Here is a 25,274-nt window from a genome sequence, read left to right as displayed (position 1 = left end):
CGATTGATAAACTCTCTGTTTATCAATTGTTTTTATTTTAATTAAAACCCTTCAAAAACCCCAAGTCCAAATAAGGCAAAATCATATTTTACGGGGTCTTGTTTATCTAGTTTACGTAGAGCAGTGTCTAACTCTAATAAAGCTTTTGCATCATTCTGTTTACGTGTTAAAAGACCTAGTTTCCTTGCTACATTTCCAGAATGAACATCTAAAGGACAAGATAGTTGAGAAGGTGATATTTTTTTCCAAATTCCAAAATCTACACCAGCATGGTCTTGTCTTACCATCCAGCGTAAAAACATGTTAATACGTTTAGCTGCAGAATTTTTTAAGGGGTCGCTAATATGTTTTTTAGTACGCGGTAAATGTTCAACTTCAAAAAAAACTTCTTTAAATTTTGAAATAGCTTTTTGAAGGGAGTCTTTTTCTGCGTGTTTAGAAAATACAAATTCTAAACTATTGTATTGTTTATAGATATGATTTAATGATGTTATAAATTGAATAAAATCATCACCATTAAATGTACGGTGCACAAAAGATGAAAGTTTTTCTAAATCTGTTTTATTATGATTCATTACAAAGTCATGAGGTGCGTTATCAAGTAATTCCATCATGCGTTGTGCATTTTTAATAATCATTTTTCGGTTACCCCAAGCAATGGTTGCTGTCAAAAAAGCGGCAATTTCAACATCTTCTTTTTTATTGAATTTATGAGGTATTTGTATGGGGTCAGTCTCAATAAATCTGGGATTATTGTATTCCAAAACTTTGGTGTCTAAAAACTCTTTGAGTTCGGCTTTAGTAAGTTTTATTTGTTTATCCTTCATAATTCAACAAAAATAATTGTAATTAGTTTAATAAAAATGAGACTTAGCATATTATTAAAAAGAATAAGCATTAAATGACGAGTAAAAAAGTGGTTTTACCCATAATTGTATTATCTCAATTTTGTTGCACGTCATTATGGTTTGTAGGGAACGCCATTATTGGTGATTTGGTAATTAATTTTAATTTAAATCCATCGGCATTAGGCGATTTAACAGCAGCCATACAATTAGGTTTTATTATAGGTACTTTTATATTTGCTATGTTTACTATTGCAGATTGGTTTTCGCCATCAAAAGTATTTTTTGTTAGTGCAATTGTGGCTTCACTTTTTAATGTTTTAATTGTATATGGGTCTCAAACTTTATTGAGCTTAATAATACTTCGTTTTTTAACAGGTTTTTTTTTGGCGGGTATTTATCCTGTAGGTATGAAAATAGCATCTGATTATTTTGAGAAGGGTTTAGGTAAATCACTTAGTTTTTTGGTAGGAGCCTTAGTTTTAGGAACAGCTTTCCCACATATTTTAAAAGGAGCACCTGGTTTATTTTTTTGGAAGCATCTGCTGTATTTTACGTCTGTACTAGCTGTTTTGGGCGGTATATTAGTTGTTTTTTTTGTGCCAGATGGTCCGTTTAAAAAGACATTACAAAAATTTGATGTTGCTATTTGTTATAATGTTTTCAAAATCAAAAAATTTAGAAACGCGGCTTTTGGCTATTTTGGGCACATGTGGGAGTTATATGCATTTTGGGTATTTGTACCTGTGTTATTAAAGGCATATTCTAATTTTCATGATGCTACAAATATTAATGTATCATTGTATAGTTTTTATGTAATTGCTATTGGTAGTTTAGGTTGTGTAGTTTCGGGGTATTTATCTCAGCGTTATTCTAATAAAAAAGTTGCAGGTATGGCGCTTGCTTTATCTTGTATGTGTTGTGTGGTGTCTCCCTTATTTTTTATATTAAATTCAGAAATTACCTTTGTTATATTTTTAATGTTTTGGGGTATGGTTGTTATTGCAGACTCTCCATTGTTTTCAACCTTAATAGCTCAAAGTGTTGTATCCGAATCTAAAGGTACAGCGTTAACCATTGTAAATTCTATAGGTTTTGCTATTACCATTGTAAGTATTCAACTTTTAAATTATATGCAAACAGTGGTAGAGGTAAAGTACTTGTTTTTAGCATTGGCCATTGGACCTCTAATAGGATTGTATTCGCTTTACAAAAAAAACTAGTCTATTATATTTCCATCAACCATAGTTAGTTTTCTATCTGCCATATTAGCTAGTTCTTCGTTATGTGTAACAATAACAAAGGTTTGCCCAAATTCATCACGTAGTTTAAAAAATAAATTATGAAGGTTTTCGGCAGATTCACTATCTAAATTACCAGAAGGTTCATCTGCAAAAATTAAATCGGGTTTATTTATTAAAGCTCTTGCTACCGCAACACGTTGTTGTTCACCACCAGATAACTCACTAGGCTTATGGTTATAACGGTGAGATAAGCCTAAAAAATCTAATAATTCTTTGGCTCTAGTTTCGGCAACAGTTTTTTTAGTTCCTTTAATAAATGCTGGTAAACAAACATTTTCAAGTGCAGTAAATTCAGGTAACAATTGGTGAAACTGAAAAATGAAACCTATATGATTATTTCTAAATTTAGCTAATTCCCTATCAGAAAGTACAGATAAATTTATGTTGTTAATATTTAACTCAAAAGGATCATCTTTTGAAGCGTTATCTAAAGTGCCTAAAATTTGTAAAAGTGTGGTTTTACCAGCTCCAGAGGCTCCAACAATAGATACTACTTCACCCTTTTCAACCTTAATATCTACACCTTTTAATACGTGTAAATTATTGTAGTATTTATGAATGTTTTTTGCTTGAATCATTACTTGTGTTTCAAGTTATGAAAATACTACATTACGTGTTAATCAGCAAAATTAAACCCACTGGTTTTTTATAAGATTTTGTTATAATTGAGTCTGGTATTTTTTAACTATTTTTATTTAATAATAAAGAAATTATGCCGTACAAAAATTTAGAAGAATACCATGTTGAAATAACAGACCATATAAAAGAGCGTTATAAAAGCATTATTGAAGATTTGGGTGAAGATACCCAACGCGATGGTTTACTAAAAACACCCGAACGTGCTGCCAAAGCTATGCAATTTTTAACTCAAGGATATGAACAAGATCCGGTTGAAATTTTGAAAGCTGCCATGTTTGAAGAGTCTTATAATGAGATGGTTATTGTTAAAGATATAGAGTTGTATTCACTTTGTGAACACCATATTTTGCCTTTTTTTGGTAAGGTACATATTGCTTATATACCAAATGGAAAAATTGTTGGCTTAAGTAAATTACCAAGAGTTGTTGATGTTTTTGCAAGACGTTTGCAAGTGCAAGAACGCTTAACAGAACAAATTTTAGATTGTATTAATGATACATTGAAACCACAAGGCGTAGCTGTAGTAATTGAAGCTTCTCATATGTGTATGATGATGCGAGGCGTACAAAAACAGAATTCTACAACCACAACCTCTGGGTTTAGAGGTCAGTTTGAAAAAATTGAAACTAGAAATGAGTTTTTAAAACTTATAGGAAAGTAGAAATTGTACAATATTTTGGTATGTTTCTTGTTATCAATTTATTAAAAGTTAATTAATGAATAAATACAAAAAATTGTTTCTTAGTTTAATTTTAGATGCATTGGGATATGTATCTTTTATTATTCCGGGAATTGGAGAATTTTCAGATATTGTATGGGCACCGGTTTCTGCTTGGGTAATGACTAAAATGTATAAAGGAAAAGATGGAAAAATAGCAGGTGCTGTATCTTTTATAGAAGAGGCAATGCCTGGTCTTGATGTGGTGCCAACATTTACGTTAATGTGGTTATACACTTATGTGCTTAAATCCAAAAAAGGAAAAATTATAGAAGCATAAAAAAGAGGCTTGATTTAATCAAGCCTCTTTTTTGTTCTGTATTACAACAAATAAAAATATTCTAATTACTCTACTTCAATAGAAAAAGTTACTTCAACATCTGTACTACCTCCAGCACCAGTTGATGTACCATCATTTGGTTTTGTAGGCTCATGTTTTAATATAATTGTTAATGAACCTGAACCTGCTTCACCTGTTGTTAAGGTAGTTTCAATACCAATAGGATTTCCATCTTCATCTTCATCTTCTTTAGTAATTGTGATATCTGAAATGGTTGATGAATAGAAAAATTCGTGTTCGTCACCTTCTTCTTCAACTTCTTCAGTAATATCTTCAGCAGGATCTTCAGTTTCGTTTAATAATTTAATAGATCCAGTATAAGTTGTGTTTGCAGATAAGTTACCAGAAACAGTTGTCGTTCCATCTGCGCCACCTTCACCATCTAAATCTTCAAACTCTAAAGTAATCACGTCGTTACCGTTAGTTAAAGTGTAAGTTACTGTAGTGATAAGTTCTTCTTCGTGGTCGTGATCATCATTGTCGTCGTCGCTAGAACAGCTTACAAACACTAAACTTGATACGAAAAATAAGGCTAATAATTTTATAGTTTTCATGGTTTTTAATTTTAAATGTGTTATCATTTTTCTTTTTTTAATAATTTATTTTAATTTTTAAGTTAAAGTTTCTTCCTAACTCATCGGCAAAATATCGAAGCCTATTAAGGTATTCTCTATACGATGTATTGAATATATTTTCAATATTAAATTCTAGTTTTAATGTTCCTTTTTTAAAAGCTTTAAAGCTAGCGGAACTGTTAAAGCCAAACAATGAATAGGCAGATGGGGTAGAGCTAATATCAACATAAACGTAATCGTCAACAATAGCATCATAGGTGTAAAAATTATAATCAGGATATCTTTTTTGTTGTAATACAGTTTTATGATTTAAACTAATTGATAGTTTGTTTAAATTTTTATTGTAGTAAGATATACTATTTGTAAAATTAGTTGAAGGCATATGTATAAGCGGAATATCATCGGTTAAATTATCACCTTGTAATAAACTTATACTGCCTTGGTAATTTAATTTATTATTAATTTTCTTGTCAATATCAATATCTACACCAAAAATTCTGGCGTTAACTTGATTGTATTCCCAAACAGGGAAAGCGCCTCTTACTGTTGTAGTGATACCCACCGGAATAAGTTGAATGTAATCATTAATATAATTGAAATAAGGACTTATTGTAAAACCAAAGTTTTGATTGTTTCTTTCTAATGAAAGCATAAACTTATTAGCAATTTCTTTACCAATGGTTAATTTGCCGGTTTCAATTCTAGCAGCGCTATGGTGAAGACCGTCACTAAACAACTCTGAAGGATTTGGCATTCTAGAGGCTAAGCCGTAGTTAAAAAACAGCTCAAAGTCATTACTAAAATGCCTAGTGTAACCTAAGTTAGCAGAAAAATTATGGAATGTAAACTCTGGATAGGTTAATGTTTCAGAATTATCGGTGGTACCAGATTCAAATTCTGGGAACAGCTCATCGTAATTATAGGTTTCTTTCCAATCGGTTGTATTATACCATTTTGTAGCTTCAATTCTAGAAAAGTCATATCTAACACCTGCGCTTATTTCACTAAATAAATTGAGGTTATAATTGGCAGTGGTATAAATACCAGCATCATATTTTTCAAAATCTGGAATTAGTGGGCTTACACCTGTTCCAGAAACAGCATCGTTTTGTTGAAACCGTAAAAGAAAACCCGTGTTTATTTTTAGATTTTCAAAAGCATCTATTTGTAAATTAGGTTGTAAAGAAGTTGTAAATAGTCTAAGGTCTATTACAGGAGTGTCTGCTAAATCACCTCTTCTTAAATCGTATTCTTTACGTCTGTTAATTTGAAAATCATATTGTAAAGATAATTTTCCTAATTTTTTAAAACGCTTGTAAGCTTCAATTTTACCTAGATGATGTAAAACACTTTGTTTAGGATAACTTATATTGTATAAGAAATCTTCTACCACTCCAGGCTCTTTATTATTTATAGCTGTAACTAAATCGTTCGCATTACCAATATGCGACGCCTTTAATATGGCAAATTCGTTACTTACAATGCTGTAATAGGCATCAAAACCTTTTTCGAAACTATTAAAACCAATAGTTGCAGAGGCGTTTATACTTTCAATACCTGTATTGGTTAAATAATAATCTGGTGCTCTAAAATCTCCAAATCGTTTAAAACTTCCTTGTAATTTTGCGTAATAACCAGATTTGTAGGTTTTAATAATTTCAGAATTTACATTACCACCTAAACCATTAGTGTTAAATGATATTATAGAACTGCCAAATAAGCTGTCTTTAGCGGCATACTTTTTAGGTTTAACAAGTATTAAACCTCCAATAGCATCACTACCATATTTTAATGTATTGGCTCCTTTTATAACTTCTATTTTATTACCAGAATTTATGTCTATGTTTGGAGCATGTTCATCTCCCCATTCTTGGTCAAACAAGCGTACATTGTTATTAACAATTAAAAGTCTGCTGCTGTGTAATCCGTGAATCATGGGTTTAACAATGGTATTTCCAGTGTTTAAAGAAGACACACCACTAATAGTATTTAAGGCATCACCTAAAGATTTATCTGTAAAATTATCTATTGTTTCTTGTTTTACAGATTGCTCTATACTGGTTTTTTCTGTTCTAGAGGAGGTGTTTACTAAAACTTCCTTTAATTCCTCTAAATGATGTTCTAGAAAAATCTCTTTGTGGGTAGTACTATTAGTTATATTAATTTCAACACGTTTTGTTTCGCAACCAACATGAGATATAACCAATGTTAACGCACCACTACATAAGTTTTTAACAGAGAATTTTCCGTTAATATCTGCAGATGTATAAGTGTTAAGTGTTTCTACATGAATAGTTGCACCTGCTAAAGGTGTACCGTCATGAAAATCCTTAATTTCACCTAAAAGAGTATATGTACAGTCTTGAGCATGGGTAATGTTTATAAAACACAACACCACAATCAATAAATAATGTTTCATTGAAATTTTGTTTTAGTTTAAAAGAAGTGAAGCTTTAAACTATAACAGGAGGCCCACGTAATGAAAGGGATAGTGGTTGGTATTTATTTAAAAATTTGTAAGTAGCAATAGGAACTTGATATTGGTGAGAGATATTTAAACACTCATTAAATTCATCAGGAATTATGAAATGAGTATTTAGTTGAAATTTAAAAAACTCACATTCAAAATCTACTTGATGGAAATGAGTAGAGTTACCTCCTTTACAAACAACATGTTTATGGTGCTCAAAAATATGAGCAAATTTTATTATAGAAGGAGCCAGAAATGTTGCTATTATTGAAAGTGCAACTAACTTAAAAGCTATATGTTGTTTAAGTTTATGCATTATTCTATGAAGCGTTTTAACCCAAGTCTAGCTAACATTTTTTTTTCAAAATTCCAAAAGAAGTTGTATTGCCCAAAAAGCCAGCCTATTGCTATCAATAAAATTTGATAGAAAATAAACCCAATAAAAATATATAAAGTCCAATAAGCAAAACTAGGAAGGTTGTCTTTAGTAATGCCTATAAATTTTATAATTGGTTTTCCTATATAAACAGAGGATGATCCGGTAATTGCAAATACAAGAAAAATGCTAATAAACTCCCACCGGTATGAAACGTTCCATTTGCTTTCTAGTGACTTAAAAATGTATAAAACAAGTTTGAGAAGCAAAAAAAATAGGATAGCACTTAGTGCGATAATAAGAGCAAGGTGTTGTTCTTTTAGGAACACTAAAGATAACCTGAAAGAAGAATACGCTAAACCAATTATTCCTAAAAAAGGAAAAATTAGTTGGTAGTTTTTATTTATCTCCCAACGCTCTTTTAATCTTTTCACAAATGCAATTTAGTTGCAAAAGTATTAAAATTAAATTCTAGGAACAAATGGTCCTAGTCTTTGATTGTATTTAATTTGAAAATATATGAAGTAATTGTATAGTTTATAATTTACTTCGTAACCATAATCAATATTGGGGTCGTAATCAATTCTTAATTCATATAGATTAGGGTTAAACTTGTTAGGTTGTAATACTCTTTGGTTCCATTCAATAACGTAAATGTTATTTCTTGTTTCTAAAAACTGTTGCGAGTAGAAACCTTCTGGTTGGGCTCTAGACACCAACCAAGAGGCATAACCGGGGTCTATTATAATTATTTCATATTCTAATTCTTCATTAGCTATTTTAACAGTATCATTAACTGTAATGTTTTCTTTATGTTCATTATTTTTTGAAACTGGTTGTTTTGAAGTATTACAGCCAAAAACAAGGAATAAAGAGGTTATTGTTATGTAAATTAAATTTCTCATGATTCAAAGGTTTCAATAATATAACTCAAATGTAAATTGTAACCCCAATTTATAAAAGTATAAATGAGTTAACACTTATTTATAGTGAGTAATTATAACCAATGCTGTATTTAAATTTACAAAAATCATTCCGTAAAGTGTTGTTTTTTAATGATTTTAACAAAAAAAAGCCAAACTAAAATGTTTGGCTTCTTAATTTATATAGAAATTTTTATTTTCCACCAAAAAGCCCACCTAATAAACCTCCAAGTCCGCTTTTCTTTTTATCTCCTCCTAAAACCATGCCAGCAACATCATCAATAACACTGCCATCACCATCGGCATCTAAAATAGATTCTAAAAAGCTTTGTTCTTGTTGTGGTGAATTTCCTTTTAACAAACCACCAAGCAAACTTTCTATTCCACCTTGATTGCTAATGTTTTGTTGTTTTGATTGTTTACCTAAAACACCCATTAATATTGGAGCAGCTACTTTTAGAATTTGAGCTACAGAACCAGCATCCATTCCAGATTTAGCGCCCAGTGCATTTGTAACATTTTGTTCTTTATTACCTAATACATGCCCAAGAATTTTACTACCATCATTAAGTACATCATTATCAACGCCACCACTAAAAAGACCGCCTAAGTTATCTAATATACTACCGTCATGTTTGTTGCTTAAAGCATTCATTAAGCCTTGAGCTCCTTCAGGAGTTGAAGCATTACGTTTCATAGCTTGCATTAACACAGGTAAAGCCATTGTTAAGACATCTTGTGTTTTATTTTGAGGTTGATTGGTTTGACCCGCAACACCACTAACAATGGTTTTTCCTAGGTCACTGTTTAATAAATCTAAAATTCCAGACATAATATTATTTAATTTAAATTGAAAAAAATGGATTTAGAAGGTACAAAAAAAGTCCCAACTAATATAGTTAGGACTCAAATATAACGTTTAGGTCACATTAAAAAATATTAACCAAGAATATTAATGATTTGTGATGCCAATTCTGTACCAATTCTATCTTGTGCTTCGTTAGTAGCAGCGCCAGTATGAGGTGTTAGTGATAATGCAGGATTCATAAGTAATTGCACTTCTGGTTTTGGTTCTTTTTCAAAAACATCTAACGCAGCTCTGGCAACTTTTCCGCTTTCAATAGCTTTTACAAGTGCTACTTCGTTAACAACACCACCACGTGCAGCATTAACTAAAATAACACCATCTTTCATTATGTTAAATTCTGCTTCGTCAATAACGTAATCTTTTTGTGCAGGTACATGTAATGTAATAAAATCTGCTTGTTTTAAAACGTCTTCTTTAGAAATAGTTTCAATATCAAAATTTACTTTTTGACCATCAAAGAAGTCTAATTCAAGATTAACTTTATCAATAAACGGATCAAAAGCAACTACTTTCATACCTGCTCCTAAGGCAACTTTTGCTGTAGCTTGACCAATACGACCAAAACCTAAAACTCCTAAAGTTTTTCCTTTTAGCTCAGTTCCTTTGGCATATGCTTTCTTTAATCCTTTAAAGTTACTATCACCTTCTAAAGGCATTTCGCGGTTAGCATTATGTAAAAAACGTGCTAAACCATATAGGTGTCCAAATACTAATTCGGCTACAGAGTGAGATGATGCCGCTGGAGTATTTATAACATGTTTACCTTGTTCTCTGGCATATTCTACATCAATATTATCCATACCAACACCACCACGTCCAATAATTTTTAAGTTAGGACAAGCATCAATTAAATCTTTACGCACTGTTGTTGCACTACGTACTAGTAGTACAGTAATGTCGTTCTCATTAATGTAGTTTATTAATTGTTCTTGTGCTACGGTTGTGGTACTTACTTGATAACCTGCTTTTTCTAGGGCATCAATTCCGCTTTGTGAAATACCGTCGTTTGCTAATACTTTCATTTTTTTAAGTTAAAAGTTTTAAGTTAAAAGTTAAAAGTTTATAAACTTTTTATTTTCAACTAAAAGTTAATTTTATTTTTAAGTCTTAATAGGTTAAAATAAAAGAACCTATTAATAAACTGTTTATGCTTTTCTTTCTAGCTCACTCATAACTTCTACTACTACTTTAACGCTATCTAGAGTTAAGGCATTGTACATTGAAGCTCTATAACCTCCTACACTTCTATGACCATTTAAGCCAACAACACCTGCTTCTTTAAGCATAGTGTCAAATGTTTCTTTAAGGTTTTCATTTTCTAAAGTGAAGGTTGCATTCATTAAAGAGCGGTCTTCTTTTGTAGCAAACCCTTTAAATAATGGGTTTAAATCTATTTCAGAATACATTAAACGCGCTTTTTTTTCGTTTTCTTTTTCTATAGCAGCAATTCCTCCTTGGTTTTTTAACCACTCTAAATTTAGCATTGAGGTGTAAACAGCAAATACAGGAGGTGTATTAAACATACTTCCTTTACTAATATGTGTTTTATAATCCATCATTGATGGGATTTTTCGAGACACCTTGCCTAAACAATCTTCTTTAATAACCACTAGAGTTGTGCCTGCTGGCCCCATATTTTTTTGTGCTCCAGCGTATATAATATCAAATTGGGTAAAATCTAAAGTTCTTGAAAAAATATCACTACTCATATCACAAACCATTGGGATTGGAGAGTTAGGAAACTCTTTCATTTGTGTACCAAAAATGGTGTTGTTTGAAGTACAGTGAAAATAATCATAATCTTCAGGGATGTCATATCCTTTTGGTATATAATTGTAGTTAGCATCTTTAGAAGAGGCTACTTTATAAACGTCATCAAAAATTTCTGCTTCTTTTATGGCCTTAGCCGCCCATGAACCAGAATCTAAATAACCAGCTCTTTTTTCTAGCAAGTTAAGAGCTACCATTAAAAATTGAGTGCTTGCACCACCTTGTAAAAATAAAGCTTTATAACCTTTACCTTCTAAACCAAGTAATTCTAACGCTAAAGCTCTAGCGTTTTCCATGATGTCAACAAAAGCTTTGCTTCTGTGAGATATTTCAATTAATGATAAACCGCTGTTATCTAAATCTAAAACAGCTTGTGATGCTTTTTGTAATACTTCTTGTGGTAAAACGCAGGGTCCTGCATTAAAGATATGTTTTCTCATTTTGTGTGGTAAAATTTAAAGATGCAAAGTTGGTAATTAATTCAATAAAACATACTGAAAAATCAATAATTTTTTCATTAAATTGATAATAAAAATTCAACAGAATTGACACTATCTGCATAATCCCAAAGTTGAGGTTTCTGGGTTTGTCCAAAAGATACTTCATTTTCAATAAATCCATTAGAAACAATACATTGAATATGTTGTTCATCAGATTTTAGTTTTTCTTTAAGGTTGTTGGTGTCATCATAAAATTCATAAAACACCGTAGCAATAGGAGAGGCGTAGCTTTTATCTTCTTTTAGCATAAGAAAACCATTCTCTAACATATCAAACTCACTCATTAAATAAACCGCTTTGTTATAATCATAATTATTAGCGTATTTGGTTTCTTCAATAATTGGGTGCCAATGGTATATAGCTTTAAAGAAAGCGTCAAAATTATAATTTTTAGGTACAAATAGTTTAGAAACATTTCTACATCCAAGACCATAGTATTTAAAAATATCTTCTGAAAGGTTTTTTAAATCATCTTCTGTTTCGTTACCTGTTAAAACTGCTACAGAGTTTCTGTTGTTTCTAATAATAGATGGTTTGTCCTTAAAGTAATATTCAAAATAGCGAGCTGTATTATTGCTTCCAGTGGCAATTACGGCATCAAAATTTGCAATCTTTTCTTCTGTAAAAGAAATGTTGCCTTTAAAATTTGGTTCAACATACTCTAAATATTTTGCTAAATAAGGGAGCAATTGTTTGTCATTAGAAGATTGTTTAACCAAAACATGATGTCCGGAAATTAAAACAGAAAGAAAGTCATGAAACCCAACTAACGGAATATTTCCGGCCATTATAATTGCTACTTTTTTAGGAGATATTTCATTAAAATTGTACTTAGAAAGCCACTTAGAAAGATTGGTTTGTGTTAAAGCATTACTCCAGTTCTTTAAGGCAAAAGCAATGTTTTCTTTGGTAAACCACCCGTTGTGTTCTTCGGCTAATTTTAGTTGGTGTTTAAAACCATCAAAAAATAAATCATTTAATTCAACATTATTTTGTTTAGTAATAACTTTGTTAGAAAATTGTCCTAAAAAATCTCCTAATTTTACAAAAGCATTAATTCTTTCTTGTAAATGCATGCTTAATTTGGTTATGAATGGTTTTGGCGTTATTTTTGCGTCTGCAAATTTAAGCAAACTCAAGAGAAAAAACGGTATGGCAATTATAATAACAGACGAATGTATAAATTGTGGGGCTTGTGAACCAGAGTGTCCAAACACTGCAATTTACGAAGGTGCCGATGATTGGCGCTATAAAGATGGTACTAGTTTAGAAGGTACTGTAGTGTTAACCAATGGAGCAGAGGTTGATGCAGACGAAGCTCAAGAGCCAATAAGTGATGAGTTTTATTACATTGTTCCAGATAAATGTACAGAATGTAAAGGATTTCATGATGAGCCACAGTGTGCTGCGGTTTGTCCTGTAGATTGTTGTGTGCCAGACGAAGATCATGAAGAAACAGAGGAGGAATTGTTGGCAAAACAACGTTTTATGCACCCTGAAGATTAGTATATAACTAATAAAGTATATTTTAAATCCCAAGTTAAAGCTTGGGATTTTTTGTTTTCAATCTAAATAATTAAATCATCTAATAATCAAATCCATCTAAATAACTACATTTGCACTCGCAAAAAACCTAAATTATAGGTTATTGTCTCTTTTAATAAAAAAGTCTAAAGAAAATGAAAGCAGGAATTGTAGGATTACCAAACGTAGGTAAATCAACCTTATTTAATTGTTTATCTAATGCCAAAGCACAAAGTGCAAATTTTCCGTTTTGTACCATAGAACCTAATATAGGAGTTGTAAACGTACCAGACCCTAGGTTAGAAAAATTAGAGAGTTTGGTTAATCCAGAACGCGTTTTACCTGCAACTGTAGAAATTGTAGATATTGCAGGATTAGTAAAAGGAGCTAGTAAAGGCGAAGGTTTAGGAAATCAGTTTCTTGCAAATATTAGAGAAACAGACGCTATTTTACATGTGTTACGTTGCTTTAAAAATGATAATATTGTACATGTAGATGGTAGTGTAGATCCTATAAGAGATAAAGAAACCATTGATATGGAGTTACAGCTTAAAGACCTTGAAACTGCCGAAAAAAAGTTAGATAAGGTTAAAAGAGCAGCCAAAACAGGTAATAAAGAAGCACAAGCAGAAGAAGCAGTACTATTAAAAATAAAAGAAGGTTTAGAAAGTGGAACATCTGTTAGAGCCTTAGAGTTTAGTGATGATGATTATGCAGATTACGTAAAACCCTTACAATTTATAACAGACAAACCTGTTATGTATGTATGTAATGTAGATGAAGGAGCCGCTGTTTCTGGTAATGATTTTGTAGAACAAGTAAAAGAAGCTGTTAAAGATGAAAATGCCGAAGTTTTAGTTTTAGCAGTAGGAACCGAAGCAGATATAAATGAATTAGAAGATTATGAAGAGCGTAAAATGTTTTTAGAAGATATAGGATTAGAAGAACCCGGTTCTGCTAAATTAATTAGAGGTGCTTATAAACTATTAAATCAGCAAACCTACTTTACCGCAGGTGTAAAAGAAGTGCGTGCTTGGACCATTGATATTGGAGCAACAGCACCACAAGCAGCAGGTGTTATTCACACCGATTTTGAAAAAGGTTTCATTAGAGCCGAAGTTATTAGTTATGATGATTACGTTTCTTACGGAAGCGAAGCTAAAGTAAAAGAAGCCGGAAAAATGCGTGTAGAAGGAAAGAATTATGTTGTTAAAGATGGCGACATTATGCATTTCTTGTTTAATGTTTAAAAAGATATTTTAACATAATATTTGCTGTAATTTTTTTTCAGAAGTGACTTTAGCATACATTTTGTGTCAAAATCTATGAAGGATTTTTATTAAAATCCTTGTATTAAGAATATATGTAATTAAAAAAACAATGTATGCCAGTTATAGAGGTAGAAACAGAAATTAATGCAGATATAAAAACGTGTTTTGATTTAGCTAGAGATGTTGATTTTTATAAAAAATCTATAAAAAACACCAATGAAATTCCAGTTGATGGAAAAATGGTGGGGTTAGTAGAAAAGGGAGATTACATAACATGGGAAACTACCCATCTTAATTTTACACAACACTTAACCCTAAAAGTTACAGAATTTAAAGAACCGTTTTTGTTTGTAGACGAAATGGTAAAAGGGAAATTTAAATCGTACAAACACGAACATATATTTAAAAACCATCAAAATAAAACATTAATGATAGATAGGTTTTATTTTGAATCTGCTAACGGAATTTTTGGTAAAATAATAGATGTATTATTTTTAAAAAGACATATGAAAAAACTTTTAATTGAGAGAAACATAAAATTAAAAGCAAAAGCAGAAACTTTATAAAAACACTTTAAATTATTGCACTTTGCTTAAAAATAAGAGTAAGGTAAAAATTAATTCACATTAAAATTAACTGTTGTTAATGTGTGTTTTTTTATTTCTAATTGTTTCTTTTTTTTTTTTTTTGAATCTATAAAACTAACTACTTAGTAGGTGTAAAAAGAATGTTTATCTATTTTATACTTTATTAATCTAATGAATTTTTAATTTTGAAGCTAAATAATTTTAGTTTCAACCATAAAATTTCATGAGTTCTAAAAGCAAGAAAACAAAACTAAAAAAGGGTTATAAAATAATTTTTATCGTTTTAGGGGGGCTTTTATTGCTAATATCAATAACCCTTATTGCTGCGCCTAGTATTGTAAAAAATCAATTAGAAAAACATGGAAAAACTTGGGTGGGACGTAGTTTAAAAATAAAAGATTTATCGGTTAATTATTTCACATCTACCATAAAAATAAATGAAGCAGCAATGTTAGAGGCTAATGATAAAGATGTTTTTGTTTCATTTGATAGTTTAAAACTAGATGTAGATTTACTTAAATATTTTTCTTCAGAAGTTGTTGTAGAAGCATTAGATATAAAAAACCTAAAGGTAAATATTACTCAAAATGATACCGTTTTTAATTTTGATGATTTGGTAGCTTTTTACAATACACCTAGTAAAGATACATTAAACATAAAAGATGAAGATACATTATTTTTTAACTTATCTAATTTAAAGCTAGACGGCGGTACCCTTATTTATAACGATAAAAAAATGGGAGTTACACAAAAATTAGATAAGCTTTCATTTTTTTTACCACATATAGAGTGGGGACACGGCTCTAGTAACATGGACGCTTCATTTAAATTAAGTAAAGGTGGTGAGTTTGGAATTAACTCTAATTTTAATTCTAAAAACGGAAATTATAAATTCAATATAAATATTAATGATTTAGATGTTTCTCAATTTAAACCCTATACAGAAGAATATTTAATTGTTAGCCAAATAAAAGGTTTAGCTTCTGGAAATATAAATATTACAGGAAACCTTAATGTTTTAGATAGTTTAGCTATAAATGGAACTACAACTGTTAATGATTTTGAAATGTTAGATTCTTTAGGAAAAACATTTTTAGGTGCTAAAACAATAATTTTTCCGTTAGAAAAACTTTTGCCAATGCAATCAAAGTATTATTTAGGAGATGTTTCTTTGTTGCATCCTAAAGTGTCATTCGATTTATATAAAGATTCTAATAATTTTTATAAATCTTTTGGTTTAGATGAATCTGAAAAATTTGACAATTCAGAAAATGAAGAAAATGAAAATGAAGACCCTATTATTTATTCAGTAAACTCCATTCATTTAGAAAATGGGGAATTTTATTTTACAGATTATACAACACAGAGACGTCCGTTTACTTATGGTTTTTCTGAAATGGAAATGGATATTGCTACTATAAAAAATGATTCTAAATGGGTTAGTGGCACTACATCAATGGTTTTAAATAAAAGAGGCCAGCTTAATTCTAGCTTTGGGTTTAATCCTAATGATGCAGCAATGAATATGAAAGTTGATTATGTGATTTCAAATTTTCAACTAAGTGATTTAAATATCTATTCTATGGAATATACAGGTTACCCAATTCTTTATGGTGATATGTATTATAAAGGAAAAATGGATATTGATGCAGGTAAACTTAATCTAGAAAACAAACTAATTGTACATAATGCCGAAATAGGAAACAAACGCAAAAGTGCATTTTACAAATTGCCTTTAAAAATAGCATTGTATATTTTAAAAGACAAAGATGGCGTTATTAATATGGATATACCTGTACAGGGCGATTTAAACGACCCTAAAATTAATTTTAATAAAATTGTATGGAAAACCTTAGGTAACTTTCTTATAAAAACAACTACATCGCCTTTTAGAGCATTATCTAATTTAGTTAATGTAGATCCTAGTGATATTAAAGAAATAAATTACACATATTTAGATACATCTTTAACCGCAACAAGAGAACGCCAATTAAAATTATTAAGAAAAATAGAAACTAGTAAGCCCGATCTAGATATTGAATTAGTTTATTTTAATGATAAGAGAAAACAAAAAGAAGAAATTTTAAAAAACCTTAAAGATATAGATACTCTTAAATTAGATTCTATATCTAATGCTTTTGATGCTAAACGAGCAAACAGTATCTCTAAATTTTTATTTAATAACTATGGAGATAGTACAAGAATAAAAGTTTCTACTCCAATAAAATTTAATCCTAAAAACAGAGGTTCTCAGCCTGTTTTTGAAATAAAGTATAAAGTGCAAGATTCTACTGCATATAAATGATTTACTTAATAATGATGATTAACATGCTATCTAACAGTTTTCTTGCATTACTATTATCTTAAAAGCTATGTGTTTTAGGTATAAGTTTGTATAAAACATTCCGTTTATCGAATTTTGTAATTATTACAAAAAAAAGTTCATTTTCTAAAATTGTTTTAGCTTCAGTTTACTAAATAAAAACTAGATTCTTACAACTAATTGAAAATTTGAGTGTTATGTTTTATTTATTTGAAAACATAAAAAATAACTAACGGTAGTTCTCAACAATATAATTGTTGTATTGTTAATTACTTTGTGTAAATGCTATTTTATTTTTTGAGGCGTTGTCTTATATTAGCGTTCCATCATTAAATTTCACTCTTTTTTATGGCAGTACAATCTAATTATACCGAAGATAATATACGTTCATTAGACTGGAAAGAACATATTCGTATGCGCCCAGGAATGTATATAGGTAAATTAGGTGATGGGTCATCGCCAGATGATGGAATATATATTCTGCTAAAAGAAGTAATAGACAACTCTATAGATGAGTTTGTAATGGGGGCAGGAAAAACTATTGAAATTTCTGTTCATGGAACTAAAGTTACTGTTAGAGATTATGGTCGTGGAATTCCCTTAGGAAAGGTAGTTGATGTAGTCTCTAAAATGAACACCGGAGGTAAATATGATTCTAAAGCCTTTAAAAAATCGGTAGGGTTAAACGGTGTAGGTACCAAAGCGGTTAATGCACTTTCAAATTATTTTAGAGTAGAATCTACAAGAGATGGTAAATCTGCTTCGGCAGAGTTTGAAAAAGGAGAGTTAACCAACCAAGAACTTCTTGATAATACCACACGCAGAAAAGGAACTAAAGTATCTTTTGTTCCAGATGAAAGCATTTTTAAAAATTACAAATTTAGAAGTGAATACATTGTGAAAATGCTTAAAAACTATGTGTACCTTAATCCTGGGTTAACCATAGTTTTTAATGGAGAAAAGTATTTTAGTGAAAATGGTTTAAAAGATTTATTAACAGAAAGTACCAAAGAAACAGATTTATTATACCCAATTATACATTTAAGAGGTGATGATATTGAGGTAGCTATAACCCACAGTAAAACACAATATAGTGAAGAATATCACTCCTTTGTTAATGGTCAAAATACTACCCAAGGCGGTACTCATTTAAATGCTTTTAGAGAAGCTGTTGTAAAAACAGTAAGGGAGTTTTATGGTAAAAATTTTGATGCTTCAGATATTAGAAAATCTATTATAAGTGCCATTGCCATTAAAGTTATGGAACCAGTTTTTGAGAGCCAAACCAAAACAAAATTAGGCTCTACAGATATGGGAGGCGATTATCCAACGGTTCGTACATACGTTAATGATTTTGTAAAAACCAATCTAGATAACTATTTACATAAAAATCCAGATACAGCCGAAAAAATACTTAAAAAGATTCTTCAAGCAGAACGTGAACGTAAAGAATTATCAGGAATAAGAAAATTAGCTAGAGATAGAGCTAAAAAAGCAAGTCTTCATAATAAAAAATTACGCGATTGTAGAGTGCATTTTGGAGATACCAAAAATGAAAGAAATTTAGAAACCACACTGTTTATTACAGAGGGCGATTCGGCTTCTGGTAGTATTACAAAGTCTCGAGATGTTAATACACAAGCGGTATTTAGTTTAAAAGGAAAACCACTCAATTGCTACGGGTTAAGTAAAAAAATAGTTTATGAAAACGAAGAATTTAATCTGTTACAAGCAGCCTTAAATATAGAAGAATCTCTGGAAGATTTACGTTATAATAATGTTGTAATAGCAACAGATGCCGATGTAGATGGAATGCATATTAGATTACTATTAATTACGTTTTTTTTACAATTTTTCCCAGAAATAATAAAAGAAGGGCATTTATACATTTTGCAAACACCACTCTTTAGAGTTCGCAATAAAAAAGAAACCATTTATTGTTATACAGAAGAAGAGCGTATAGAAGCTATAGAAAAACTTAAACCAAAACCAGAAATTACTCGGTTTAAAGGGCTAGGAGAAATTTCACCAGATGAATTTAAACATTTCATAGGAAGAGATATACGTTTAGACCCTGTAATGCTTGATGATAATATGTCTATAGATGAATTGTTATCATTTTACATGGGAAAAAACACACCAACAAGACAAGAGTTTATAATAGATAATTTAAAAGTAGAATTAGATATTATTGAATAAACAAGGGGTCTAATTGTTAAATTAAGATTATTTGTTTGTTAAAATGAGAATTTAATATAAAAATAAGTTAAAATACGATTGTAATATCTTAGTTTAAACGTAAATTTGCATTAGAAATAATGTTTAATACCTGTTTTTTTAACAGGACAAAATGAAATTAAGATGTTATACACAAAAGAAAAAAAAGAAGAAAAAAAGAGAAGTTACAAATATTTGTACCAAAATAATAGTAGTGAAGAATTACACTTTTTAAACGCTAAAAAGCTTAAAAAAATTCTTAAAAGTAAACCCCATTTAAATTAAAATAATTAATGATTGAGGAAGGCGAAGATTTAAATAACAAACCAGAAGAGTCAAAAGAAACAATTACCCGGGTAACGGGTATGTATAAAGATTGGTTTTTAGATTACGCCTCATACGTTATACTAGAGCGTGCAGTACCAGCCATTGAAGATGGTTTTAAACCAGTACAGCGCCGTATAATGCATTCTATGAAAGATCTTGACGATGGGCGCTATAACAAAGTAGCAAACATTGTTGGGCATACTATGCAGTATCATCCACATGGAGATGCAAGTATAGCCGATGCCATGGTTCAAATAGGTCAGAAAGATCTACTCATAGATACCCAAGGTAACTGGGGAAATATACTAACAGGAGATAGTGCTGCAGCCTCTAGGTATATAGAGGCGCGCCTCTCTAAATTTGCTCTAGATGTAATATTTAGTCCTAAAATTACAGAATGGCAAGCTAGTTATGATGGCCGAAGAAAAGAGCCTGTTAATTTACCTGTTAAGTTTCCGTTGCTACTAGCACAAGGAGGTGAGGGAATTGCTGTAGGACTTTCAACCAAAATATTACCACATAATTTTATAGAGTTAATAGATGCTTCAATTAAGCATTTACAAGGTAAACGTTTTACTTTACTTCCAGATTTTCCAACTGCTGGAATAGCAGATTTTTCAAATTATAATGATGGTAACAGAGGAGGTAAAGTACGTGTTCGTGCCAAAATATCTCAATTAGATAAAAATACACTTGTAATAACTGAAATACCTTACGGAACTACCACATCATCTTTAATAGATTCTATTTTAAAAGCCAACGATAAAGGTAAAATTAAAATAAAAAAGATAGAAGATAACACCGCTGCAGAGGTTGAAATCTTAGTACATTTACCATCAGGATTGTCGCCAGATAAAACTATAGATGCATTGTATGCCTTTACAAGTTGTGAATCTTCAATTTCGCCATTAGGCTGTATCATAGAAGACAATAAACCACTTTTTATAGGGGTTTCAGAAATGTTGCGTCGTTCAACAGACAACACCGTTCAACTTTTAAAACAAGAACTAGAAATAAAACTAGGAGAGTTAGAAGAACAGTGGCATTTTGCTTCGCTTGAACGTATTTTTATTGAAAACAGAATTTATCGTGATATTGAAGAAGAAGAAACTTGGGACGGTGTAATAAGTGCTATTGACAAAGGACTAAAACCTCATATTAAACATTTAAAACGCGCTATAACAGAAGATGATATTGTACGTTTAACAGAAATTAGGATTAAAAGAATTTCAAAATTTGATATTGATAAAGCACAACAAAAAATTGATGCTTTAGAAGAACAAATTGCAGAGGTAAAACACCATTTAGCTAATATAATAGATTACACCATAACTTATTTTAAAAGGCTTAAAAAAGAATATGGAGAAGGAAGAGAGCGTAAAACTGAGATTAGAACTTTTGATGATGTAGATGCCACAAAAGTAGTTATTAGAAACACAAAACTATACGTAAATAGAGACGAAGGTTTTATAGGAACATCATTAAGAAGAGACGAGTATGTTTGTGATTGTAGTGATATAGATGACATTATTGTTTTTACCAAAGCCGGTAAAATGATGGTTACAAAAGTTGACACCAAAACTTTTGTTGGTAAAGATATTATTCATGTAGCTGTATTTAAAAAGAAAGATAAACGCACCATTTATAACTTAATTTATAGAGATGGTAAAAAAGGACCTTCATACATTAAGCGTTTTGCAGTTACAGCAATGACAAGAGATAGAGAGTACGATTTAACCAACGGAAACAAAGGCTCACAAATACTTTACTTTACTGCAAATCCTAACGGAGAAGCAGAGGTTGTTACAGTTCATTTAAGACAAGCAGGAAGTATAAAAAAACTTAAATGGGATATTGATTTTGCCGATATTTTAATAAAAGGACGAGCATCAAAAGGTAACTTAGTAACTAAATATACCGTAAAACGTATAGAGTTAAAAGAAAAAGGTGTTTCTACCTTAAAACCTAGAAAAATTTGGTTTGATGAAACCGTGCAACGTTTAAATGTTGATGGTAGAGGTGAATTAATTGGTGAATTTAGAGGTGAAGATAAACTACTAATAATAAATCAAAAAGGCATAGTTAAAACAGTTACACCAGAGGTTACTATGCATTTTGATGATGATATGGTAGTGTTAGAAAAATGGATTCCCAAAAAACCCATATCTGTAATATATTTTCATGGTGAAAAAGAAATCTATTACGTAAAAAGATTTTTGATTGAAAATGAAAATAAAGAGGAAAGTTTTATTCCAGATGTTCCTAATTCTCAATTAGAAATTGTTTCTACAGATTGGAAACCAATGGCAGAAATAGTTTTTGCTAAAGAAAGGGGTAAAGACAGAAAAGATAATCTAGAAATTAATTTAGAAGAATTTATAGCCATTAAAGGTATAAATGCAATTGGTAATCAATTAACAAAAGATAAGGTAAATCAAATTAATTTATTAGATCCTTTACCTTATGACGCTCCAGAAGAAGTACATGCCGATGAATTAGAAGTTGTAGATGAAAAAGAAGTATCATCAGAAGATTCAAATGTAGATAATGAAGGAACAGATGATGGACAAACGGCTTTATTTTAATTAGGTTTAACTTTTATCTAATTTTTTCATTATAAAAATGTAAAAATAATTACGTTTTCTTTAACTGCTTTCTAATTTTAGAAATGGCATTTTCAATAGATTTTTCGGGTTCTATAATATTGTATTCACCCCAAAATTCAGGATCAGAAAAACCAGAAGCTTCATCGGCCAATATAGTAGTTGGTCTTAACATTTGGTTTTTAAGTTTTACAAATTTTGAATCATGTATTTCCCAATCGGTTACAGCCATTTCGCTATTTAAGGTATATGTGCTATTAAATAGCTTACCTTTCCAATTAACTTTAAAAGATAGCAATATGTTGCTATAGGCATAATGCCATTTACCATTTTTAATACGGTAATTTATTCTATAATCTGCTTTCATTGGGTGTACATCAACCTGTCTAGGTTTTTTGCGCACAAATATTTGGCTAGAAAGGTCTTTATTCTCTACATTTAAACTGTAAACAGCATTTGTTAAAGCCAAAGTTTCTGCATCTATATAAAGCTTTCCGTAATACAATGGCACTTTTATAGAAGGGTTTTGTTTAAAGTTAACTACATAAATAAGTTTTTTATTAATGTTGGTAGCTTCTCCAAAGCTAAAGTTATAATCATCAATATCTTCTTTGGTAAAAATAAATTCTGGATACTTAACTAAATCTGTATACAGGTTACTAAATGGACCGCCTTGAAGTTTTAAAGCCAAAGTATCTAGTCTAGAATAATCTGTGTTTTTTCTGGCCCTAACTAACTCAATATTATCTTTTCTTAAATTAGTATAAGGTTGTTTATGAATTTTAACAACAGCTTCAGATAACGATGCGTTTTTTCGTCTTTTCTTAATGGTTTCTCTGTAAAATGCAGTCATTAATGTATTATCATTATTGTATAATTTACCTTTTTTCTGCAAGGTTTCTAATACCAAGGCTTTAGCATTATTAGGTCTAGAAACTAGGGTAACTGCATCTAGCGTAGTAATAGCAGAATTTAAAATAATCTTTACCTTTCCTTTTAATGAACTAATAGAGATTTCTTTTTTTTCATAACCTAAATGAGAAATAACAATAACACCATCAGCATGTTTTGTTGGTACCTTTAAAAGAAATTCGCCATCAATATTTGTAACAGTACTTATGTTTGTGTTTTTTATAACTAAATCTGTAAAAACTAAACGGTCTTTAGTGTTTTCATCAGTAACAGTTCCTTTAACTTCAATATAATTAGATGTGTTTTGTGCTATTAAAAAACTAGTACCACAAATAACAAAAAAACAAACTACCATAAACGTGCGGTAAAAAAGATGCTTATTATTCATGACTTTAGGAAGGTTAAATAATTAATTGCTAATAAGATACGAAAAAAAAGCAATAAATAACTAGTTAACTAAGAGGACTTTAGTGTAAATTTAATTCATTTAACTTTTTCAATAAAAGCATAGTTGGAGTTTTATTAAGATAAACGTGTTCAGATGCTCAAAAAACTCTTAACTTATTTTTTAGAAATTCAAAATGTAATAATATAATCGTGAAATCAAATTGTACATAATCTGAAATCAAATTGTACACAAAAATACACATTTAATCCATTTTAAAGACCATTTAAAATAGCTTTAAATGGTCTTGTGGATTACTTAAATCATAATTAGCTGTTAAGACCTCTATCTTCTTCTTACCAGGCTTACCTGTACCATTAGCCACACTGACAGACTGCTCCAATTGCTTCACATACCATCCATTAGACTTTATGTAATCAGTCAATATATCACTTGGATAACTGCTCAACAAGAACTTACCCTCAACCTGCTCGAGAGTCTTCAGAAGATCCTCAAAATCATCCTTCGTATAACCATCATAATGACCACAATCGCTATTAAAATATGGAGGATCACAATAATGAAACGCATCTTTATAATCGCGCGACCTAATCACTCGAATAGCATCTGTGTTCTCCAACTGAACATTCTGCATACGAATAGACAAATCTATTGTAAAATCATGACGCTTATTCGTAATCTTCTGACTCGTAGTGCCTCGAAGCTTATCATAACCAAATGAACCATCAAGCATAGAACTGAAACTTTGAGCCGCCAGAACCCAAACAGCCCAGGCGCGCTTAAGCTTATCAAACATATGCGGATTATTATACACAACACTAGCATCTGAATGCAACGAACGGCTATGCAAACTTATACGTATCATCTTCTCAAGCCCCACAAATTCATTCTGAACACATTCATAGAAATTAATCAACTCCCTATTGTAATCATTAATCACTTCAACTTCGCTTTTGGGCTTAGACCAAAATATAGCTCCGCCGCCAACAAATGTCTCTGTGTAGGTCGTATGATTAGGTATTAGAGGCAATATAGTGCTCACTAAGTTCTGTTTACCTCCATAATAACTTATAGGTGTCTTCATACATTATACATTTAAATTAAACCTCACTGATTTCCCCTTAAGTAACTGTTTAGTCAACTTCACATTATTCTCATATATATGCACATTACCTAAGAATAGCGTGATAGACTTCAATGGCAAATCTATCTGACGACTTATTAAATACAAATGATAGATATCGGCCGGAAGTCCTAAATTAGCATCACTACTCCTCTGATATGCCGTCAGAACCAATTCGCCTCGAGAAATCTGAAATTGTATCAAACTCAAACACGGTTGTTGATTACTCTCTGCATCTGTACTTCCTAAGAACATCACATAATTCTTACTACTTCGACGCTCCCTATTTATCTTGGATATCAATCCAGGTAATTTCTCAAAATAAGTTGGGTAGCTATTGACTAATATTGGCCCGCAATAATCCCACCACGTAATTCCAGCATCTCTATAGCTCTCTGTCAATCGCTCCCCCTTCTGGAATAGCTCCAACTCTTTCCTTAATTTATTACGCGCCAAAGCATGAGACTCGAATATATCAAGCAAATCACGAGGGCGCAATTCCAATACTTCATTCAGAAGATAGATGATATTTCCCTTCTTATTCTCCTGACGTTTCCCTTTCTTTAAAATCCTTCTCAATTCTTTGTGATACTTATTCATCATAATTGCTTTAAAATAGTTTATTCCTTATATTTGCAACCTCTCACAGTTAA

The 25,274-nt window shown here is 30.7% G+C and carries 23 protein-coding genes; 9 read left to right on the top strand and 14 right to left on the bottom strand.

Features of this window, described 5'->3' with window-relative positions; translation table 11 throughout:
- Positions 1–41: 41 nt before the first annotated feature.
- The gene (locus tag J1D01_RS10875) at positions 42–827 is read right to left on the bottom strand and encodes a TIGR02757 family protein (protein WP_421150833.1); all 786 of its coding nucleotides are present in this window, start codon (positions 825–827) and stop codon (positions 42–44) included.
- A 74-nt stretch (positions 828–901) separates the two neighbouring features.
- Between J1D01_RS10875 and J1D01_RS10870 the strand changes: the two genes are divergently transcribed.
- Positions 902–2,068: an MFS transporter gene (locus tag J1D01_RS10870; protein WP_421150832.1), complete on the top strand. Its 1,167-nt coding sequence runs from the start codon at positions 902–904 to the stop codon at positions 2,066–2,068.
- Here J1D01_RS10870 and J1D01_RS10865 read toward each other — a convergent pair.
- Entirely contained in the window at positions 2,065–2,727 is a 663-nt protein-coding gene (locus tag J1D01_RS10865; RefSeq protein ID WP_372938286.1) for an ABC transporter ATP-binding protein, read from the bottom strand. The genes J1D01_RS10870 and J1D01_RS10865 overlap by 4 nt on opposite strands.
- Before the next feature lie 134 nt (positions 2,728–2,861).
- On the opposite strand from J1D01_RS10865, the gene folE reads away from it, so the two are divergent.
- The gene (gene folE / locus J1D01_RS10860) at positions 2,862–3,449 is read left to right on the top strand and encodes a GTP cyclohydrolase I FolE (RefSeq protein WP_372938285.1); all 588 of its coding nucleotides are present in this window, start codon (positions 2,862–2,864) and stop codon (positions 3,447–3,449) included.
- Positions 3,450–3,504: 55 nt separating this feature from the next.
- Positions 3,505–3,786 carry a hypothetical protein gene (locus J1D01_RS10855; protein WP_421150831.1) on the top strand — a complete coding sequence of 94 codons (282 nt, stop codon included), beginning with the start codon at positions 3,505–3,507 and terminating at the stop codon, positions 3,784–3,786.
- Between the two features lie 65 nt (positions 3,787–3,851).
- Here the strand turns inward: J1D01_RS10855 and J1D01_RS10850 are convergent, their stop codons facing one another.
- The 9 genes from J1D01_RS10850 to J1D01_RS10810 all read right to left on the bottom strand — a co-directional run bounded on the left by J1D01_RS10850 (position 3,852) and on the right by J1D01_RS10810 (position 12,404).
- Complete coding sequence (locus J1D01_RS10850) at positions 3,852–4,400, bottom strand: type 1 periplasmic binding fold superfamily protein (protein WP_421150830.1); 549 nt, start codon at positions 4,398–4,400, stop codon at positions 3,852–3,854.
- A 37-nt stretch (positions 4,401–4,437) separates the two neighbouring features.
- Positions 4,438–6,840: a TonB-dependent receptor gene (locus tag J1D01_RS10845; RefSeq protein WP_421150829.1), complete on the bottom strand. Its 2,403-nt coding sequence runs from the start codon at positions 6,838–6,840 to the stop codon at positions 4,438–4,440.
- 34 nt (positions 6,841–6,874) lie between these two features.
- Positions 6,875–7,207: a hypothetical protein gene (locus J1D01_RS10840; protein WP_421150828.1), complete on the bottom strand. Its 333-nt coding sequence runs from the start codon at positions 7,205–7,207 to the stop codon at positions 6,875–6,877.
- Positions 7,207–7,701 carry a DUF6787 family protein gene (locus J1D01_RS10835; RefSeq protein WP_372938125.1) on the bottom strand — a complete coding sequence of 165 codons (495 nt, stop codon included), beginning with the start codon at positions 7,699–7,701 and terminating at the stop codon, positions 7,207–7,209. The genes J1D01_RS10840 and J1D01_RS10835 overlap by 1 nt, the downstream gene beginning before the upstream one ends.
- A gap of 30 nt (positions 7,702–7,731) precedes the next feature.
- Entirely contained in the window at positions 7,732–8,172 is a 441-nt protein-coding gene (locus J1D01_RS10830; protein ID WP_421150827.1) for a DUF6146 family protein, read from the bottom strand.
- A gap of 211 nt (positions 8,173–8,383) precedes the next feature.
- Positions 8,384–9,022, bottom strand: a complete 639-nt coding sequence (locus tag J1D01_RS10825) for a DUF937 domain-containing protein (RefSeq protein ID WP_372938123.1) — start codon at positions 9,020–9,022, stop codon at positions 8,384–8,386.
- Positions 9,023–9,129: 107 nt separating this feature from the next.
- Positions 9,130–10,080, bottom strand: a complete 951-nt coding sequence (locus J1D01_RS10820) for a D-2-hydroxyacid dehydrogenase (protein WP_372938122.1) — start codon at positions 10,078–10,080, stop codon at positions 9,130–9,132.
- Positions 10,081–10,203: 123 nt separating this feature from the next.
- Positions 10,204–11,268, bottom strand: a complete 1,065-nt coding sequence (serC, locus tag J1D01_RS10815; protein ID WP_372938671.1) for a 3-phosphoserine/phosphohydroxythreonine transaminase — start codon at positions 11,266–11,268, stop codon at positions 10,204–10,206.
- 77 nt (positions 11,269–11,345) lie between these two features.
- Positions 11,346–12,404, bottom strand: a complete 1,059-nt coding sequence (locus tag J1D01_RS10810; protein ID WP_421150826.1) for an acyl-CoA reductase — start codon at positions 12,402–12,404, stop codon at positions 11,346–11,348.
- A 76-nt stretch (positions 12,405–12,480) separates the two neighbouring features.
- Between J1D01_RS10810 and J1D01_RS10805 the strand changes: the two genes are divergently transcribed.
- The 6 genes from J1D01_RS10805 (at position 12,481) to J1D01_RS10780 (ending at position 22,162) form a co-directional block, all read left to right on the top strand.
- Positions 12,481–12,834 (top strand): 4Fe-4S dicluster domain-containing protein, encoded by a 354-nt coding sequence (locus J1D01_RS10805; protein WP_076702196.1) that lies wholly within the window; start codon positions 12,481–12,483, stop codon positions 12,832–12,834.
- Positions 12,835–13,007: 173 nt separating this feature from the next.
- The gene (gene ychF, locus J1D01_RS10800) at positions 13,008–14,102 is read left to right on the top strand and encodes a redox-regulated ATPase YchF (RefSeq protein ID WP_372938785.1); all 1,095 of its coding nucleotides are present in this window, start codon (positions 13,008–13,010) and stop codon (positions 14,100–14,102) included.
- Between the two features lie 134 nt (positions 14,103–14,236).
- Positions 14,237–14,689 (top strand): SRPBCC family protein, encoded by a 453-nt coding sequence (locus J1D01_RS10795; RefSeq protein WP_372938784.1) that lies wholly within the window; start codon positions 14,237–14,239, stop codon positions 14,687–14,689.
- Between the two features lie 244 nt (positions 14,690–14,933).
- Positions 14,934–17,015 (top strand): DUF748 domain-containing protein, encoded by a 2,082-nt coding sequence (locus tag J1D01_RS10790; RefSeq protein ID WP_421150825.1) that lies wholly within the window; start codon positions 14,934–14,936, stop codon positions 17,013–17,015.
- 366 nt (positions 17,016–17,381) lie between these two features.
- A complete protein-coding gene (locus tag J1D01_RS10785) occupies positions 17,382–19,232 on the top strand; it encodes a DNA topoisomerase IV subunit B (RefSeq protein WP_421150824.1) in 1,851 nt (616 codons plus the stop codon).
- Between the two features lie 311 nt (positions 19,233–19,543).
- Positions 19,544–22,162, top strand: coding sequence for a DNA gyrase/topoisomerase IV subunit A (locus J1D01_RS10780; protein WP_421150823.1), 2,619 nt, complete (start codon positions 19,544–19,546; stop codon positions 22,160–22,162).
- Between the two features lie 49 nt (positions 22,163–22,211).
- On the opposite strand, the gene J1D01_RS10775 is transcribed toward J1D01_RS10780, so the two are convergent.
- The 3 genes from J1D01_RS10775 to J1D01_RS10765 all read right to left on the bottom strand — a co-directional run bounded on the left by J1D01_RS10775 (position 22,212) and on the right by J1D01_RS10765 (position 25,221).
- Entirely contained in the window at positions 22,212–23,480 is a 1,269-nt protein-coding gene (locus tag J1D01_RS10775; RefSeq protein WP_421150822.1) for a carboxypeptidase-like regulatory domain-containing protein, read from the bottom strand.
- Positions 23,481–23,763: 283 nt separating this feature from the next.
- A complete protein-coding gene (locus J1D01_RS10770; RefSeq protein WP_421150821.1) occupies positions 23,764–24,582 on the bottom strand; it encodes a DNA adenine methylase in 819 nt (272 codons plus the stop codon).
- A 3-nt stretch (positions 24,583–24,585) separates the two neighbouring features.
- Positions 24,586–25,221, bottom strand: coding sequence for a thymidylate synthase (locus tag J1D01_RS10765; RefSeq protein WP_421150820.1), 636 nt, complete (start codon positions 25,219–25,221; stop codon positions 24,586–24,588).
- Positions 25,222–25,274: the final 53 nt, after the last annotated feature.

It is taken from the genome of Seonamhaeicola sp. NFXS20 (assembly GCF_049132085.1).
In the GTDB taxonomy this organism is placed as follows: domain Bacteria; phylum Bacteroidota; class Bacteroidia; order Flavobacteriales; family Flavobacteriaceae; genus Seonamhaeicola.
Note: the sequence above shows the minus strand (reverse complement) of the source record. Positions and strands in the feature narration are given on the sequence as shown.

Coding starts and splice junctions, on each gene's coding strand:
- J1D01_RS10875 (WP_421150833.1), bottom strand. CDS start 827: ATGAAGGATAAACAAATAAAACTTACTAAAGCCGAACTCAAAGAGTTT.
- J1D01_RS10870 (WP_421150832.1), top strand. CDS start 902: ATGACGAGTAAAAAAGTGGTTTTACCCATAATTGTATTATCTCAATTT.
- J1D01_RS10865 (WP_372938286.1), bottom strand. CDS start 2,727: ATGATTCAAGCAAAAAACATTCATAAATACTACAATAATTTACACGTA.
- folE (WP_372938285.1), top strand. CDS start 2,862: ATGCCGTACAAAAATTTAGAAGAATACCATGTTGAAATAACAGACCAT.
- J1D01_RS10855 (WP_421150831.1), top strand. CDS start 3,505: ATGAATAAATACAAAAAATTGTTTCTTAGTTTAATTTTAGATGCATTG.
- J1D01_RS10850 (WP_421150830.1), bottom strand. CDS start 4,400: ATGAAAACTATAAAATTATTAGCCTTATTTTTCGTATCAAGTTTAGTG.
- J1D01_RS10845 (WP_421150829.1), bottom strand. CDS start 6,840: ATGAAACATTATTTATTGATTGTGGTGTTGTGTTTTATAAACATTACC.
- J1D01_RS10840 (WP_421150828.1), bottom strand. CDS start 7,207: ATGCATAAACTTAAACAACATATAGCTTTTAAGTTAGTTGCACTTTCA.
- J1D01_RS10830 (WP_421150827.1), bottom strand. CDS start 8,172: ATGAGAAATTTAATTTACATAACAATAACCTCTTTATTCCTTGTTTTT.
- J1D01_RS10825 (WP_372938123.1), bottom strand. CDS start 9,022: ATGTCTGGAATTTTAGATTTATTAAACAGTGACCTAGGAAAAACCATT.
- J1D01_RS10820 (WP_372938122.1), bottom strand. CDS start 10,080: ATGAAAGTATTAGCAAACGACGGTATTTCACAAAGCGGAATTGATGCC.
- serC (WP_372938671.1), bottom strand. CDS start 11,268: ATGAGAAAACATATCTTTAATGCAGGACCCTGCGTTTTACCACAAGAA.
- J1D01_RS10810 (WP_421150826.1), bottom strand. CDS start 12,404: ATGCATTTACAAGAAAGAATTAATGCTTTTGTAAAATTAGGAGATTTT.
- J1D01_RS10805 (WP_076702196.1), top strand. CDS start 12,481: ATGGCAATTATAATAACAGACGAATGTATAAATTGTGGGGCTTGTGAA.
- ychF (WP_372938785.1), top strand. CDS start 13,008: ATGAAAGCAGGAATTGTAGGATTACCAAACGTAGGTAAATCAACCTTA.
- J1D01_RS10795 (WP_372938784.1), top strand. CDS start 14,237: ATGCCAGTTATAGAGGTAGAAACAGAAATTAATGCAGATATAAAAACG.
- J1D01_RS10790 (WP_421150825.1), top strand. CDS start 14,934: ATGAGTTCTAAAAGCAAGAAAACAAAACTAAAAAAGGGTTATAAAATA.
- J1D01_RS10785 (WP_421150824.1), top strand. CDS start 17,382: ATGGCAGTACAATCTAATTATACCGAAGATAATATACGTTCATTAGAC.
- J1D01_RS10780 (WP_421150823.1), top strand. CDS start 19,544: ATGATTGAGGAAGGCGAAGATTTAAATAACAAACCAGAAGAGTCAAAA.
- J1D01_RS10775 (WP_421150822.1), bottom strand. CDS start 23,480: ATGAATAATAAGCATCTTTTTTACCGCACGTTTATGGTAGTTTGTTTT.
- J1D01_RS10770 (WP_421150821.1), bottom strand. CDS start 24,582: ATGAAGACACCTATAAGTTATTATGGAGGTAAACAGAACTTAGTGAGC.
- J1D01_RS10765 (WP_421150820.1), bottom strand. CDS start 25,221: ATGAATAAGTATCACAAAGAATTGAGAAGGATTTTAAAGAAAGGGAAA.